Here is a 15,604-nt window from a genome sequence, read left to right as displayed (position 1 = left end):
TCCTGTTTTCTGTAATCAGGAAGCAGACTATAATCCAGGCACGAGACCGCAACATTACACAACAACTTTTTCTTCATTTATAATAAGTAATAAAGGAGAAGAAAGATTTGAACAGAGGATATGCTGGATATTATAAGAGCTTTTATTTAAGAAGTTCTTATGAATATGCTTATGCTGTTTATCTGGACCATTTTTTTATTACCTGGAGTTATGAAGATCAAGTTTTCAGGATTGATGGAGAGAATTATAAACCTGATTTTTTCTTTTATGATCAATCTGGAAACCTGGAAAAGATAGTTGAGATTAAATCAAGAGATAAAAATGCTCTTGAAAAGGCAAAAGAACGTTTGAAATCCATTGAACAACAAGTTCAGATTAAAACAGAATTGGTATCCTATGAAGAACTTTTGATTATTTATAAGAATATGCCGGTGTCATTGAACTCTATTATTACTAAATGGATTGCTTCAGATAAGACTACGATTCACAAAGCAGCCAGTGGTGAATTGAATAGTCACTATGGTCTAAAACATTCTGAAGAAACCAAGAAGAAAATTGGAGAACATACTAAAAGTTTGTGGAATACTAATTCCGAAACGAAAAAACGTATGATTGAAGGACTGCGAAAATCGGGTTTATCACAAAGAGGGAAAATAAAAACACTCCGAGAGTCCCGATACTGCAGTCTATGCTCCCATGAGTTTATTGTAATGAAGACATCTGCACGTATTTATTGTAGTCGGGAATGTTCGGGTAAAGTAGCCATAAAACTTGCAACCGACGAATACGTAAACAAGAGAAAAATCATTCATAGCGAAATCAAAGGCTATATTAATCAATGGACAATGGAAAATAAAGATATAGTTCTTGCTACGCCTTTTAATAAAATTAATTCAACTATTAAACCAATGACAGATGAAATTTTACGTCGATATAACGTAAAAGATTTTAGAGTCATTTCCAGCGCCATTTTCGGTGTTGATCAAGGAAGAAAAGAATTGCTGAAATATATGAAAAAGTTGTGTAATGAAAATGTATGCTGAACTTACAGGAAATCGAACTGTAAGAACTAGAGGATAAAAAGCCTTTAGGATAACAAAATTGGAACAACCATTAGCACCATATTCAGTTTGTAATTTAGCTGCTGTAAACCTAGCTGAAGTGGCAGATAAAGAAACGAAAACAGTAAACCATGAAAAATTACAGGAAATCGTTCGTGTCGGTGTTCGTATGCAAGATAACGTTATCGATGCAACGCCATATTTCCTTGCAGAAAATAAAGTACAAGCACTCGGCGAACGTCGTGTTGGACTCGGTGTCATGGGTCTTGCTGATCTCTTGATTTATTGTGAAAAAGAATACGGTTCTCCTGAAGGCAACGACCTTGTCGAAAAAGTATTCGAAACAATTGCAACGTCAGCTTACCGTGAATCAATCGAACTTGCGAAAGAGAAGGGAAGTTTCCCGTTCCTCATTGGCAAGACAGACGAAGAAACAAAAGCTCTGCGTACTGCATTCATCAATACAGGTTTCATGAAAAAAATGCCGGAAGATATCCGTATGTCCATTTTGGAACATGGTATCAGAAACTCTCATCTTTTAACTGTTGCTCCAACGGGATCCACTGGAACAATGGTAGGCGTAAGTACCGGGTTAGAACCATATTTTTCCTTTTCTTATTACCGCAGTGGACGCCTTGGTAAATTCATCGAAGTGAAAGCTGAAATTGTAGAAGAATATTTGGAGAGCAATCCTGACGCAGATGCGGAAAACTTGCCACACTGGTTCATCTCGTCGATGGCGCTGGCACCTGAAGCGCATGCAGATGTTCAGTGCATCATTCAACGCTGGATTGACAGTTCGATTTCCAAAACGGTCAATGCACCGAAAGGCTATACAGTTAAGCAAGTAGAAGGTGTCTATGAGCGTCTCTATAAAGGCGGAGCAAAAGGCGGTACAGTCTATGTAGACGGTAGCCGTGATTCACAAGTGTTGACGCTCAAAGCCGAAGAAAATGAGATGGATTCGTGTTATGTTGAAGAAGTCGTAGAAAATCGTAAAGTTGTTCTCGTCAATACGATACAAGATTTACGTTCGACAAATGTCACGATTGGATCCGAAGTTGGGGATACATGCCCTGTATGTAGAACAGGCACCGTCGAAGAAATGGGCGGCTGTAACACATGCACGAACTGTAATGCACAATTGAAATGCGGTCTTTAATCAAATGAAAAAGCGGAAGCAGCCGTAATCGGCAGCTTCCGCTTTTCATGTTGTCTAGCTTCAGGCGCCAGCCGCTCAGGTCATAAGCAATCCAGCTATGTGGCAAAGAACGCCACGTCGCTGGATCGACTTATGCCTGTCGCGTCTAGAAGGCGCCTTCCGCTTTTCTTAAGTTACAGGAACAGTTTCTGTTTCAGAATCACTTTTCGTTACAACTTCCATAGCTACAGCGCCATGCTCTTCAATCTCAAGCAACCTTTCGAATGAAGCAATTGCGACTTCCACTTGCTTGTCATCCGGTTCTTTTGTCGTCAATAACTGGAGCCACAATCCAGGATAGCCTAGATATTTCAGTACTGGAACGTTACGAAGCGAGTTTGTTAATTGTAAAACCTCGAAAGAAATACCAAGCACAACCGGAATAAGAAGAATGCGGTTCACAATGCGCAACCAAAATGGGTCGGTCGGCACGAGAAAGTAGACAAACATCCCGACAATCACAGTAAATAGCATAAAACTACTACCGCAACGGAAATGAAGTCTCGATTGCGCTTGAACATTTTCGACTGTCATCGGTAAGTTATTCTCATATGCGTTGATTACTTTATGCTCAGCCCCGTGATATTGGAATACTCGTTTAATAAGGGGAGTCATCGAAATGAGCGAGACATACGTCAGTAACAAAATAAGTTTGAACAAACTTTCAAGTAAAATTTGAGCGGTTTTCCCTGGAGCAACGAACTGCAATGCTTGTGCAAGAAAAACGGGGATAAGCGTGAAAACAAATTTCCCGAAAAGCAAAGATAACACTCCAACCGCAGCGACGCCAAGAACCATCGCCAATTTTGAAGTCTCTTCTTCTTTCTCAATTTCTTCACCAGGCATGACATCGTACCGCTCACTCGAAAATGTTAAATGCCGCGATCCGACGCCAGCAGATTCGATTAATGCAACTATACCCCGAACGAATGGGATTTTTTTCAGTTTCATCCGGACACTATTCTTTTCTTTTGGTAGATGGAAGTAATCGATTGTATCGTCCTTCCGTCTAATTGCCGCCACAGTATGATTTTTACCGCCGAACATTACCCCTTCGACAAGTGCTTGACCCCCGTAAGCAGGAGGTTGTAGTTCTTTTCCCATACATTTACCCACGCTTTCTTTTATATCAACCAAATCCTATAATTCATTATACTAAAAAACGGCCCTACACTCCACAATGATGTTTAAAATGTTCTGAACCTCCCGACACTTTGTAAAGGAGGGATTTTCATGATTAATAAAACATTACTATGGACCGCGCTAGTAGGCGCATTTTTTACGACAATTGCGCTTAAATTTCTGCAGCTATTTAATTTCATAAACTGGTCGCCTGTTGGCTGGGCAAAAAAGTGGCATTTGTTTCCGTCCGCCCATTTCACAATCAAATGGGCTTTGCTTTTTGTGGCGCTGGTATTGTTATACGCTATTGTTTATTTTGCGGTTTCATTCACAACGTCAATTCCGCCATCTATTACAGCCTTAACTATCGGAATTATCGTTGTTTTTACGGTTGAATGGACGATTGGCTCACCGAAAACACCCTTTGCTGCAATGAAATCCATATCACTCCCATATTTCGCTTTAATGGCTATGGTTTTCAGGTTTATTACCGGAACGGCAGTTTTTATGAAGAAATTTTCGGATGAAAGTGTAAAATGAGTTGCTACAAAAGAACGATATGATAAAATGGGATAGACAACGGTGAGGGGAATGGTGTGGCGATGAAGTTACTAATTCTGAACGGACCCAATCTTAATCGGCTCGGAAAGAGAGAGCCGGGTATTTATGGTGCAGAAACATTGGAAGACGTTGAACGTAAATTAGACAAGATTGCGTTGTTACATGGTGTTGAACTATCATTCTTCCAATCTAATTGGGAAGGTGCCTTAATCGACAAAATCCATGAAGCAGATGACGTTGGCCTGGATGGCATTGTCTTCAATCCAGGCGCGTTTACACATTATAGTATCGCTTTACGTGATGCTGTCGCGTCTGTTAATGTACCTGTCATCGAAATCCATATTTCGAACATACATAACCGTGAACCGTTCAGAGAAACATCCGTTATTGCGCCAGTCTGTATCGGCCAGTTAGCTGGATTCGGCACTACCGGATACGAACTCGCCTTCCACGCTTTCCTTCTCCGGGGAAAAGGGGTATGAAACTGTGAAATTGACAAAGCTACGTGAACTGTTAACAGAACATGGCATTGACGCACTACTCGTTACGAACTCGTACAACCGTCGTTATATGACTGGCTTCACGGGGACAGCAGGGCTTGCCCTTATCTCGTCTGACGACGCAGTGTTCATTACAGATTTCCGTTATACTGAACAGGCTGAAAGAGAAATCAATGGCTTCCGGATCGTTCAGCATACGGCAACCATCATCGAAGAAGTGGCCGAGCAAGCGGAAAAAATGAAGCTTCGGACAATCGGTTTCGAAAAAGATGATCTGTCATTCGGTCTTTACGAACTATATAATGGAAAGGTCGAAGCGGAGCTTAAACCTGTTTCGGGCCTCGTTGAAAAACTGCGTATGGTAAAAATGGAAGATGAGTTAGCTATTTTGAAAAAAGCGGCTAAAATTGCAGATGATGCATTCACGCATATTTGTACATTCATCAAACCGGGCATGACGGAACTCGAAGTGTCGAATGAACTGGAGTTTGCGATGCGTAAACAAGGGGCAACGTCATCTTCATTTTCAATTATCGTGGCGTCCGGCTTACGCGGTGCACTTCCGCACGGAGTTGCAACTGACAAAGTCATCGAGTCGGGAGATTTTGTCACGCTCGACTTCGGCGCATTGTATGAAGGCTATATTTCAGATATCACGCGTACGGTCGCTGTCGGTGAACCTTCTGACAAACTGAAAGAAATTTACGCAGTGACTCTTGCAGCACAAGAACTTGCTTTAAAAGAGATCAAACCGGGTATGACTGGAATAGAAGCCGATGCAATTGCACGCGACTACATCAAGTCTAAAGGCTACGGTGAAGCATTTGGTCATTCAACGGGACACGGCATAGGTCTTGAAGTGCATGAAGGACCGGGATTATCTTTCCGTTCTGCGACGGTACTTGAGCCGAATATGGTTGTGACAGTTGAGCCAGGTATCTATCTGCCTGGAATTGGCGGCGTCCGAATCGAAGATGACATCATTATGACGCAAAACGGTAATGAGCGTTTGACACATTCTACAAAAGAACTACTTATCTTATAATCTACTATTAATTGGAGGAATCATCTTGATTTCAGTAAACGACTTTAAAACAGGATTAACAATTGAATTTGACGGGGATATTTGGCGCGTAATGGATTTCCAACACGTTAAACCAGGTAAAGGCGCGGCGTTCGTTCGCTCGAAACTGCGTAACCTACGTTCAGGCAACGTCAATGAAAAAACGTTCCGCGCTGGAGAAAAAGTGGCGAAAGCACAAATTGATAACCGTCGCATGCAATATTTGTATGCAAATGGAGACGATCATGTCTTTATGGATAACGAATCGTACGAACAGATTGAACTTCCAGAGAAGCAGATTGAAGACGAATTGAAGTTCCTAAAAGAAAATATGGAAGTTCACGTTATCATGTTTAAAGAAGAAGTACTTGGCGTTGAACTGCCTGTAACAGTCGTTCTTGAAGTTGCAGAAACGGAGCCGGGTATTAAAGGCGATACAGCGAGCGGTGGTTCTAAGCCAGCTAAAATGGAAACTGGCGTTGTTGTACAAGTGCCATTCTTCATCAACATTGGCGATAAACTTATCATCAACACAGTGGAATCTGAATACGTTTCTCGCGCATAAAGAGGAACGCAGTTTAAGTACGCCACGTCCTGTGGCAACAACTGAATGACCTGGCCTAAGCTTCTACGGCCGCTTAGACGCGACAGGCATAAGTCAGATAAAGGAAGGCAGTCTAAGTTCGCGACATCGTGTCGCAAAGACTGCATGATCTGCATCATGCAGGCCCAAGCGGTGTTCTTTACCCGGGAAGGATGTAGTTCAATCATTCCTTGCTGTACTGACTTATGATCCGTGCGTCTGGCCGGTGTAGCCTAGACAAAATCCAAAAACACCTTGCGTTCCCAATCGGAATGCAGGGTGTTTTTTGCATATGAGCTGCCCCTTGCACATAGGATAGTGCAATGGGGGGAATACCGGATGGAACTAAATGATTTGCTACGCGTTGCCGGTATCGGATTAGTCATCGGTTTTCTGCATATCTTTTTCGAGCAGACAGGTAGGAAAGAGTTTTCCTTTTTTCTTTTTTTCATCGCCTATATTTATATCACTGCTGAAATGCTCCGCTTCCTGAAGATTTTCTTCACTGAAATCACGGAGTTTTTCCAGTGGCTGTCGATGTCAGTCTGATGTTAACATTAATTCAATTAATTGTAGTTTTCCTTATTCTCCTCCTCATTTCATTTGCTGTACCTAAATTGCAGCCACTTTTGTATGCATCTATTTTTTTCTATTTTCTATTCCACCTGCTCGTTACAATCGTCTTTCCATTCGGGAAATATTTTGTTGCCTTGTTTGAACCATTACCGGATCCATTTGCAAAATTATTGATTGGTAGTGCCATTCTGTTTTATGTCTCTGAGCTCATTGCAAAACATATCGAAGAGGCAGGATACGGCTCGCTTGCCGCAGTAGCTCATTTCGCTGTAAAAATTTCCATACTGACTTTGTGGATGCAGCAGACGTCCGCATTAATCGAAATTCTTTCAAAACTCATTACAAAATGAACAGGCGGGGCATCCATGATTTCTTTTATAGAATCGATACTCGGAACCGTATTGTCAAGCTTTGTCATCATTATTATTGCTACGTTCATGGCATTGTTGGTGGATTTTTTATTCCCTTCATTTGCAAAGTGGACGAGGATGATTTTGATTTTTATTGTTGTAACGGTCGTGCTGCAACCCGCATTTGAACATCTGACTCTCATCCGTGATATTGCAAACTCGATATCGATGATGTTTATTTCTATTTATCCGATATTGACCGCCAGCATGGTTGCTGCGGGTGGAGCATTCAGTATGTTGAACTTTCAGCCGGCTATGTTGTTATTTGCAAATGGCGCAATTGTACTCACGGAAAAAGTACTCATACCACTTTTAACTGCTGCACTAATCTTAGATCTTGTATCTAGGATACTTCCAGCCGTACCGTTTACAAAAATGGCGGATTTAATTCGGACGACCCTTCTGGGGACGGTTTCAGCCGTTGTTGCGGCTTATTCCATTTTTATAACTGTGGGAGGCACGATGTCTTGGGCGCTCACTGGGCTAGCGAGCGAACCTATTAAAGAGTTAATACGTCAAAATGTCCCTCTAATTGGTTCATTTATGACCGAAAGCATGGGGACGATTGGCCGCTATTCGTCGGGGGCGAGTGTTTTCGCAGGAGGTTGGCTTATATCGGCAATTTGGACTGTTGCACTCATTCCATCGTTCAAAACACTGCTTACCGCGTTTTTCTACAGATGGACTGCAGCACTTATCGAACCATTTGCGAATGAAGATATCACTGGGATTTTGGATGATATCGGAAGAACATTATTTGTGTTATGTGCGGTTTCTTTTTTAATCGCTTTTGCGTTTATCTATACTGCGCTTTTTTCAATAATCCTTGTGAAGTTGATAACTACAATGAAATGAGGCGGGGAATGGAGTCTTTTTAGCAGGTGTCCTGCTTATCACCCTTTTTGCTTCAACAATTATGTTGTTATTTCCAAATGAAACAGAAGAAAATTTCCTGCCAATTATTAAACTCGCGATGGGCATTTGGATGATTCAATCATTCTTCAAGATTTTTGGTCATAGCCTTCTATGAAACTGCATAAAATGATTCATTGATGACAGGTCGTACAAGCGGCACAATGAGCGGAAATGGTGATAATATGCACAAACCAACAAGGAAAACCCATACGATCCTCCTCGGAACGATTGTTATCCTGGTCATCATTTTCATCAATTCTAGTCTTGGTGTCATCGGGGGGGAGAAGGGAAAGAGGGAGGAGAGCGGGGAATTTGCAGCACTACAAGAGGCGCTGATGAAAATTGAAGGGATTGGGGAAATCTCGTTATATTTCCATTATGAAAATAGGGAGTCCACTAATCCGTTATCCAATTACTTTTCAACGTCCACTGCATCGGCTAATAAGGGAAGTGAGCTACAAGGCGTACTTGTCGTTGCGGAAGGCGCGGAAGACTTGAAAATTCAGAGCAAATTATCGAAGATCTTGTCAACCGTCCTCCAGCTGCCCGAACATCGAATTGTCATCGCAAAAATGAATAATAGGGGGAACACTAATGAGAACGAATAAAAGAACAGTATGGTTTTTAACATTGCTTAGCCTAGTTGCAGTTATCTCCATCTATTACATCAAGGAAAAATCACCAATGCCGTTCGATGGAATCAACATTTTTAAAGACTCAGATAGTGCTGTACAACTGGTCGAAAAAACGGGTGATGCAGAAAAAACAGCACCCGTCTTCGCTGAGGCCGTTGTATTCGAAGAAATGCGGATGACGGTACGTGATGAACGAAGCAAAACAGGGGAGCAATTGTTGTCTAAAATATTATCGTCTGATTTAACAGCCGAACAAAAAAACGAAGTGTACGAAGAGATAGGTCAGCTGAATAAACGTGCATCAGCTGAGGCACTGATGGAATTACAAATTATAGCGATGGGATATCCTGAAGCATTTGTCTACAATGAAGACGGAGAAGTGAAAATTACTGTCCTTTCCCAGGAAGGCCATTCAGCAAAAATGGCGGAAGAAATTACTCATTACGTCATGACGAGTTGGAAAGATGCAAAAGCAGTGGATATTACTTTCACTGGTGACGCGGAATGAGTACGGAAAGTGAAGGCCCTAAATAGGGTCTTTTTTTTATTTTACAGCAAACTTTAATGTAAATGATCATTATCTATTTCAATATGGGGCGAAAACAGCTAAAATAGTTAAAGAACCTAATTATAATGAAGTCAGGAGAATCGATCATGCTAAAAATTCAAGAAATCCGTGAAATTATTAAACTAATTGATCAATCTTCAATTGAAAAATTTACTTTTGAATCAGATGGTGCAAAACTCGTATTAAAAAAAGGTAGTGGTGCACAAGCTGCAGTACCTTCAACAGTTGTCGAACAAGAACAACCTGTTCAGCAGGAGATTTCTGCTGTGCAAGTTCAGCGAACAGTAGAAGTAGTTGCACCTCAACAGGTAACACCAGTGGCGCCTGTTGCTGAAGTACAAGTGGAAGATCCATCGCTACACAAAATTACATCACCGATGGTTGGAACGTTCTATTCAGCATCTTCCCCTGATATTCCAGCATATGTACAAAAAGGTGACAGTGTGAAGCCAGAAGCTATCGTATGCATCGTAGAAGCGATGAAGCTATTCAATGAAATTGAAGCGGAAGTTTCAGGGGAAATCGTCGAGATTCTCGTGAAAGACGGACAGCTCGTTGAATACGGACAGCCTCTCTTCCTTGTAAGAGCTAATTAAGGAGGAATGAAAAATGAAAAAAGTTTTAATAGCTAACCGTGGTGAAATTGCCGTACGTATCATCAGGGCTTGTAAAGAACTTGGTATTAAAACGGTCGCGGTTTATTCAGAAGCTGATCAGGAAGCTCTTCACGTCGAATTAGCAGATGAAGCATATTGTGTCGGTCCAAAATTATCTAAAGACAGCTACCTAAACTTTTCAAATATCATTAGTGTTGCAAAATTAACTGGTTGCGACGGAATTCATCCGGGATATGGTTTCCTGGCAGAAAATGCAAGTTTTGCCGAACTGTGTGAAGAGGTCAATATCGAATTTATCGGACCTACTTCTGACAATATTTCACGGATGGGTACGAAAGACGTAGCACGTGAAACAATGCGAGAAGCAGGCGTGCCAATTGTTCCAGGTTCTACTGGAATCGTTGCTGATGAACAAGATGGTCTTCGAATCGCTGAAGAAATTGGTTTTCCAGTTATCATCAAAGCCACAGCAGGCGGTGGAGGTAAAGGGATTCGTGTTGCGAGGGATGCTGCTGAGTTAATCAATGGCATCAAAATCACTCAAAAAGAGGCTGCTGCTGCCTTTGGCAATCCTGGCGTTTACCTTGAGAAGTTTATTGAAGTGTTCCGCCATATCGAGGTTCAAATACTTGCTGACAAACATGGTAATACAATCCATCTCGGAGAACGTGACTGTTCGATTCAGCGCAGGATGCAAAAGCTTGTTGAAGAAGGACCATCACCGGCCCTAACACCTGAACTAAGATTGGCAGTAGGCGAAGCGGCGGTCAAAGCGGCAGAAGCCGTCAATTATGAGGGCGCTGGAACAGTTGAATTCATTTTCGATCATATCAATCAAAAGTTCTATTTCATGGAAATGAATACGCGAATCCAAGTAGAACACACGATTACAGAAATGATTACAGGTATTGACTTGGTACAACAGCAACTGAAAATCGCGTCGGGTGAAAAACTAGCTTATCGCCAAGAAGATATTAAAATCAATGGCTGGTCAATCGAATGTCGCATCAACGCAGAAAATCCATCGAAAAACTTTATGCCTTCACCGGGGAAAGTAACCATGTATATGCCTCCAGGCGGCTTTGGCGTTCGTGTAGATTCGGCCATGTATACGGGCTATTCAATCCCACCTTATTACGATTCAATGGTTGCGAAACTCATTGTACATGCGGATACAAGAGATGAAGCAGTAGCTAGGATGAAACGGGCGCTTGATGAATTTATCATCGAGGGTGTCGAAACAACCATCCCGTTCCACTTGAGACTTATGGACAACGAAGTCTTCAAATCAGGCGATTTCGATACGAAATTTCTTGAAAAATATTCGATTATGAACTGAAAGGGAGGGGACTTGGAATGACTGACAAAACAATTCCTACATTCGTCGGAATGGCTCCGGCGGGAGATGGTGAGCTCGGACGCGTCCAGCTTGCTCCCGAAGTTCTTGAAGTGATTATCGGAATTGCAACGACGGAAGTTAAAGGCGTCGCGAATACAAGAGGAAACTTTGCCACAGGAGTTGCGGAAAAGTTCGGTAAAATGAACTATGGTAAAGGGGTCAAAACGGAATGGTCTGAAGATGGCCTGACGATTGACGTCTATTGCGTTGTCGAATATGGCTATTCTGTACCTGCTATTGCCGGGGATATCCAAAAGCAAGTTCGTCATGCAATTTTCCACATGACTTCCCTTGAAACGAAAGAAGTCAATGTCCATATTACAGGGATCCAGTTTGAGGCTGGAGCGGAAACGGTATGATCTGAAAAGCATCGTCCAGCCGGATGATGCTTTTCAACTTGTCTTACTGTATCCGGCAACCTGTTTATGCTATGATAATGCCCTAGAGATACGGTAGTGGAGGAGAATAAGAAGATGAAGCGAAGAGAAGCACGTGAAAAAGCAGTACAAACACTTTTTCAACTTGATAATACAGAATTGAGTGTAGATGAAGCTATTAACTACATTGTTGAAGAACCAGCAAACCGCTTCTATGAACAGCTTGTGCGGGGAACTGTGCAAAATAAGGAAGCAATAGATGAGGTCCTCACAGGAAAGCTGGAACACTGGTCATTGGATCGTCTTCCGAAAATTGAACGGACCGTTTTGAGAATTGCAGTTTATGAATTGCTGTTCAATGAAGAAGTACCACACAGAGTGGTCTTGAATGAGGCAATCGAGCTATGTAAAACATTCGGCGATGAAAAATCAGGCCGTTTTGTGAACGGTGTACTATCGAAGTTTGAAGAAAAATAATTAAAACCATTTTGGGGGTATCAGGATGACTGGAAAACTGATTGATGGAAAAGCAATTGGACAAGAAATCAGAGACGAAATCAAGGAAAGAGTAACTGCGTTGAAAGAGCATGGTTGTCAACCCGGGCTTGCAGTCGTCCTTGTAGGTGAGAATCAGGCTTCCCGTACATATGTTAGGAACAAGCAGAAATCAAGTTCGGAAGTAGGCATGAAATCTGAACTGATTGAACTTCCAGTCACGGTATCCGAAAAAGAGTTACTCGATCATGTTACACGGTTGAATAATGATGATTCGATTCATGGTATTCTGGTTCAGCTTCCATTACCTGACCATATCGACGAAAATCTTGTCATCCGTGCAATTGATCCGACAAAAGACGTAGATGGATTCCATCCGGAAAACGTTGGGAAAATGATTATAGGTCAAAAAGCATTCCTATCATGCACACCATACGGTATCATCAAACTTCTAGAACGGACAGGTACTGAAATAAGCGGTAAGCATGCTGTTATCGTTGGCCGTAGTAACATTGTCGGAAAACCGATGGGCCAATTGCTGTTGCAGCGTGATGCTACAGTCACATACTGCCACTCTAAAACGGAGGATTTAGCCTCATTTACAAAACAGGCCGATATTCTAATTGTCGCAATTGGCAAGACGAAGTTTATTACAGATAAGCATATTAAAGAAGGCGCTGTCGTGATAGATGTTGGCATGAACCGCGATGAGAATGGTAAATTATGCGGGGACGTTGATTTCGAATCGGCAAAAACGAAAGCTTCAGCTATTACACCGGTTCCAGGTGGGGTAGGTCCAATGACGATTACGATGTTACTGAAAAATACACTTCATAGTGCAGAAAAAGCTTCTGCAGAAGGAAAATGTTCACAAATACTATAAAAAATTGGACGGACGCTGTTTTTCTTAGAAAAGACAGCGTTTCTATACGTCAAGAATCGGGAGGCGGGACTGTTGGCCGGAAACCCACACTTGTCTGTACAAGCATTAACAAAATACATTAAACGGAAGTTCGATGCGGATCCCCATTTGCGCAATGTGTTTGTCAAAGGCGAACTGTCGAACGTTAAAAGTCATCCGAGCGGACATATTTATTTCACCTTAAAAGATGAAAAAAGTAGGATCCAGTCAGCTATGTTCCGTTCAAGCGCATCCAGTCTCAAATTTAAGCCTGAAAACGGCATGAACGTACTGATTACGGGTGATGTAACCGTTTTTGAAACGAGCGGAAGCTATCAATTATATGTCCAATCAATGCAACCCGATGGTATCGGTGCGCTGTATCTCGCATTTGAACAATTGAAGGAAAGTCTAGGGAAAGAAGGTCTATTCGATGCTCGCTGGAAAAGACCGTTGCCTTCGTTTCCAACTAAAATTGGTGTAGTTACGGCGCAATCAGGTGCCGCAATCCAAGATATTTGTTCAACAATTGAAAGGCGTTACCCACTTGCAGAAATCATTTTATTTCCTGCGATTGTACAGGGAGCGCAAGCAGCACCTTCCATCGTTAAATCAATCGAACAGGCAGATACATATGGCTCCATCGATGTGCTCATCGTTGGACGTGGCGGAGGTTCCATCGAAGACCTGTGGGCGTTCAATGAAGAATCGGTCGCACGGGCAATCTTTTCATGCCGAATTCCGGTTATTAGTGCTGTCGGGCATGAAACCGACACGACAATTGCCGATTTTGTCTCGGACAGAAGAGCGCCTACGCCTACTGCTGCTGCTGAAATGGCCGTTCCGGCTCGCGACGAGTTGTTTGAAAGGCTATTGGACCGAAAACGTGCCATTTATAAATCCCTTTCCAATCAGATAAAAAATGAACGCAAACGTCTAACAAGCTTACAAACATCCTACCCACTTCAATTTCCAGAGCGTCTTTATCGCCCATTCACTGAAAGATTGATTGGACTTGAAGGTAGACTCTTTCGAAGTGGACAAGATATTACGGGATACCGTTTATCCCAGCACCAACGATTGAGTAGCATGCTGTCCACTTTCTCGCCTGAACAGCGAATCAAAGAAGGACACAGGAATGTAGCGGCACTGACGGATCGTCTAACACGGGGAGTTCATCAAGAGGTCCGCATCCAAAGTGATCGTTTCCATGCATCTGTACGTATGCTGAAGGCACTTAACCCACTGACTATTATGGAACGTGGGTATTCGATTGTTTATCAGAACAACGAAGTTGCCAATTCTGCAAAATCACTAGAGGTTGGTGGAAACATTCAAATACGGTTGCAAGACGGAACCGCAGAAGCAACGGTCCAAACGATTACAATGAACGAAGGGGAGGAAATTTAATTGGGAAAAGAGCCAATCCGCTTTGAAGAAGCAATGCTTAACTTAGAGGAAGTCGTCCAGAAGCTTGAAACAGGCGACGTACCACTGGAGGATGCCATCACACTTTACAAAAAAGGGATGGAACTATCCGCTTATTGCCACGGGAAATTACAGGATGCTGAAAAACAGCTCATTTCCATTATCGACAAAGATGGAAACAAAACAGAGTTTGATCCGACAAAAGGTTCCGAGTCGAATGCATAATGAATTACAACGATTTATCACAGAAAAACTACCTATTATCGATGCGAAACTGAATAGCCTGCTTGGGGACGCAAATGTATCTGAAACATTGAAATCCTCGATGGTCTATTCAATCAATGCCGGCGGTAAAAGGATCAGGCCACTCCTCGTCCTGGCCACGATCGATGATCTTGGCGTGGAATCAGAAGATGCCTTGACAGTAGCTTGTGCTGCCGAATTGCTACATACGTACTCCCTCATTCACGATGATTTACCATGTATGGATGATGATGATTTTAGGCGCGGAAAACCGACGAACCATATTGTTTATGGGGAAGGGGTTGCTGTACTTGCAGGGGATGCACTACAGACGCTGGCATTTGGAAGTTTAACTCATTTGTCGGAGACATCCGCAGAAGACACTCTGAGAATCATCCGTTTACTGGCGAATGCTTCCGGAGCGGCCGGGATGGTCGGCGGACAAATGCTTGATATTGAAGGCGAGACGAAAAAGTTGTCTTTACCGGAGCTTGAAACGATACATATAAATAAAACTGGGGCTCTATTGTCATTTTGTATTGGTGCCGGCGCAATCCTAGCAGGCTTAAATGAAGAAAAGTCAGCGAAGTTGGAAAACTTTGCGTATCATATTGGATTGGCATTTCAAATACAGGACGATATTCTAGATATCACGTCTACGACGGAAGAACTTGGAAAGACTGTAGGAAGCGATGCGATAAGTGAAAAGTCAACGTACCCATCACTGCTTGGTCTAGAAGGTGCATCGGCACGTCTAGCAGAACATCATCAATCCGCAAAAGATTCTCTTATGTTTTTGGAAACGGAGCGTCCGCTCCTTGGACTATTCGCAGATTATATTGTAGAACGAAAGTCGTAAAGCGAACCAAATTGTTGTACCGATCGTCCTTATTGATATAATGTAGGCAGTTCAGTATTATCCGTGGCAATTAATATGTGAAGGTGTGTG

General features: G+C 42.4%; 19 protein-coding genes and 1 pseudogene. 19 read left to right on the top strand and 1 reads right to left on the bottom strand.

Features of this window, described 5'->3' with window-relative positions; translation table 11 throughout:
- Positions 1-107: 107 nt before the first annotated feature.
- Together H2672_RS06915 and H2672_RS06910 are read left to right on the top strand one after the other, a co-directional pair.
- On the top strand, positions 108-1,043 hold the full coding sequence (locus tag H2672_RS06915) for an NUMOD3 domain-containing DNA-binding protein (protein WP_186670568.1): 936 nt from the start codon (positions 108-110) through the stop codon (positions 1,041-1,043).
- A gap of 61 nt (positions 1,044-1,104) precedes the next feature.
- Positions 1,105-2,223, top strand: a pseudogene (locus H2672_RS06910) (vitamin B12-dependent ribonucleotide reductase); the annotation flags it as partial.
- A 168-nt stretch (positions 2,224-2,391) separates the two neighbouring features.
- On the opposite strand, the gene H2672_RS06905 reads toward H2672_RS06910, so the two are convergent.
- Positions 2,392-3,366, bottom strand: coding sequence for a DUF1385 domain-containing protein (locus H2672_RS06905; RefSeq protein WP_186670566.1), 975 nt, complete (start codon positions 3,364-3,366; stop codon positions 2,392-2,394).
- 129 nt (positions 3,367-3,495) lie between these two features.
- Here H2672_RS06905 and H2672_RS06900 point away from each other — a divergent pair, with 129 nt between their 5' ends.
- The 17 genes from H2672_RS06900 to H2672_RS06820 all read left to right on the top strand — a co-directional run bounded on the left by H2672_RS06900 (position 3,496) and on the right by H2672_RS06820 (position 15,514).
- Positions 3,496-3,924: a hypothetical protein gene (locus H2672_RS06900; protein ID WP_186670565.1), complete on the top strand. Its 429-nt coding sequence runs from the start codon at positions 3,496-3,498 to the stop codon at positions 3,922-3,924.
- A gap of 62 nt (positions 3,925-3,986) precedes the next feature.
- A complete protein-coding gene (aroQ, locus tag H2672_RS06895; RefSeq protein ID WP_186670564.1) occupies positions 3,987-4,427 on the top strand; it encodes a type II 3-dehydroquinate dehydratase in 441 nt (146 codons plus the stop codon).
- 4 nt (positions 4,428-4,431) lie between these two features.
- Positions 4,432-5,490 (top strand): M24 family metallopeptidase, encoded by a 1,059-nt coding sequence (locus H2672_RS06890; protein WP_186670563.1) that lies wholly within the window; start codon positions 4,432-4,434, stop codon positions 5,488-5,490.
- A gap of 25 nt (positions 5,491-5,515) precedes the next feature.
- Complete coding sequence (efp, locus tag H2672_RS06885) at positions 5,516-6,073, top strand: elongation factor P (RefSeq protein ID WP_186670562.1); 558 nt, start codon at positions 5,516-5,518, stop codon at positions 6,071-6,073.
- A gap of 357 nt (positions 6,074-6,430) precedes the next feature.
- A complete protein-coding gene (locus H2672_RS06880) occupies positions 6,431-6,640 on the top strand; it encodes a SpoIIIAC/SpoIIIAD family protein (RefSeq protein WP_067209912.1) in 210 nt (69 codons plus the stop codon).
- Positions 6,619-7,017 carry a hypothetical protein gene (locus H2672_RS06875; protein WP_186670561.1) on the top strand — a complete coding sequence of 133 codons (399 nt, stop codon included), beginning with the start codon at positions 6,619-6,621 and terminating at the stop codon, positions 7,015-7,017. The genes H2672_RS06880 and H2672_RS06875 overlap by 22 nt, the downstream gene beginning before the upstream one ends.
- A gap of 15 nt (positions 7,018-7,032) precedes the next feature.
- Entirely contained in the window at positions 7,033-7,932 is a 900-nt protein-coding gene (locus H2672_RS06870; protein WP_186670560.1) for a stage III sporulation protein AE, read from the top strand.
- Positions 7,933-8,129: 197 nt separating this feature from the next.
- Positions 8,130-8,600, top strand: coding sequence for a hypothetical protein (locus H2672_RS06865; RefSeq protein ID WP_186670559.1), 471 nt, complete (start codon positions 8,130-8,132; stop codon positions 8,598-8,600).
- The gene (locus tag H2672_RS06860) at positions 8,587-9,135 is read left to right on the top strand and encodes a SpoIIIAH-like family protein (RefSeq protein ID WP_186670558.1); all 549 of its coding nucleotides are present in this window, start codon (positions 8,587-8,589) and stop codon (positions 9,133-9,135) included. Before H2672_RS06865 ends, H2672_RS06860 begins: the two co-directional genes overlap by 14 nt.
- A 146-nt stretch (positions 9,136-9,281) precedes the next feature.
- Positions 9,282-9,791 (top strand): acetyl-CoA carboxylase biotin carboxyl carrier protein, encoded by a 510-nt coding sequence (gene accB, locus H2672_RS06855; RefSeq protein ID WP_186670557.1) that lies wholly within the window; start codon positions 9,282-9,284, stop codon positions 9,789-9,791.
- A 13-nt stretch (positions 9,792-9,804) separates the two neighbouring features.
- A complete protein-coding gene (accC, locus tag H2672_RS06850; RefSeq protein WP_186670556.1) occupies positions 9,805-11,151 on the top strand; it encodes an acetyl-CoA carboxylase biotin carboxylase subunit in 1,347 nt (448 codons plus the stop codon).
- A 17-nt stretch (positions 11,152-11,168) separates the two neighbouring features.
- On the top strand, positions 11,169-11,570 hold the full coding sequence (locus tag H2672_RS06845; protein WP_186670555.1) for an Asp23/Gls24 family envelope stress response protein: 402 nt from the start codon (positions 11,169-11,171) through the stop codon (positions 11,568-11,570).
- Between the two features lie 114 nt (positions 11,571-11,684).
- Positions 11,685-12,065, top strand: a complete 381-nt coding sequence (gene nusB / locus H2672_RS06840; protein ID WP_186670554.1) for a transcription antitermination factor NusB — start codon at positions 11,685-11,687, stop codon at positions 12,063-12,065.
- A 25-nt stretch (positions 12,066-12,090) separates the two neighbouring features.
- Positions 12,091-12,966, top strand: a complete 876-nt coding sequence (gene folD / locus H2672_RS06835) for a bifunctional methylenetetrahydrofolate dehydrogenase/methenyltetrahydrofolate cyclohydrolase FolD (RefSeq protein ID WP_186670553.1) — start codon at positions 12,091-12,093, stop codon at positions 12,964-12,966.
- A 72-nt stretch (positions 12,967-13,038) separates the two neighbouring features.
- The gene (gene xseA, locus H2672_RS06830) at positions 13,039-14,394 is read left to right on the top strand and encodes an exodeoxyribonuclease VII large subunit (RefSeq protein ID WP_186670552.1); all 1,356 of its coding nucleotides are present in this window, start codon (positions 13,039-13,041) and stop codon (positions 14,392-14,394) included.
- Entirely contained in the window at positions 14,395-14,637 is a 243-nt protein-coding gene (locus H2672_RS06825; protein ID WP_186670551.1) for an exodeoxyribonuclease VII small subunit, read from the top strand.
- Entirely contained in the window at positions 14,630-15,514 is an 885-nt protein-coding gene (locus tag H2672_RS06820; RefSeq protein WP_186670550.1) for a polyprenyl synthetase family protein, read from the top strand. Before H2672_RS06825 ends, H2672_RS06820 begins: the two co-directional genes overlap by 8 nt.
- Positions 15,515-15,604 lie beyond the last annotated feature (90 nt).

Origin of the sequence: Sporosarcina sp. BP05, assembly GCF_014282005.1 — a bacterium.
In the GTDB taxonomy this organism is placed as follows: Bacteria; Bacillota; Bacilli; order Bacillales_A; family Planococcaceae; genus Sporosarcina.
The sequence above is the reverse complement of the archived record's forward strand: the minus strand, read 5'-3'. Positions and strand labels throughout refer to the sequence as shown.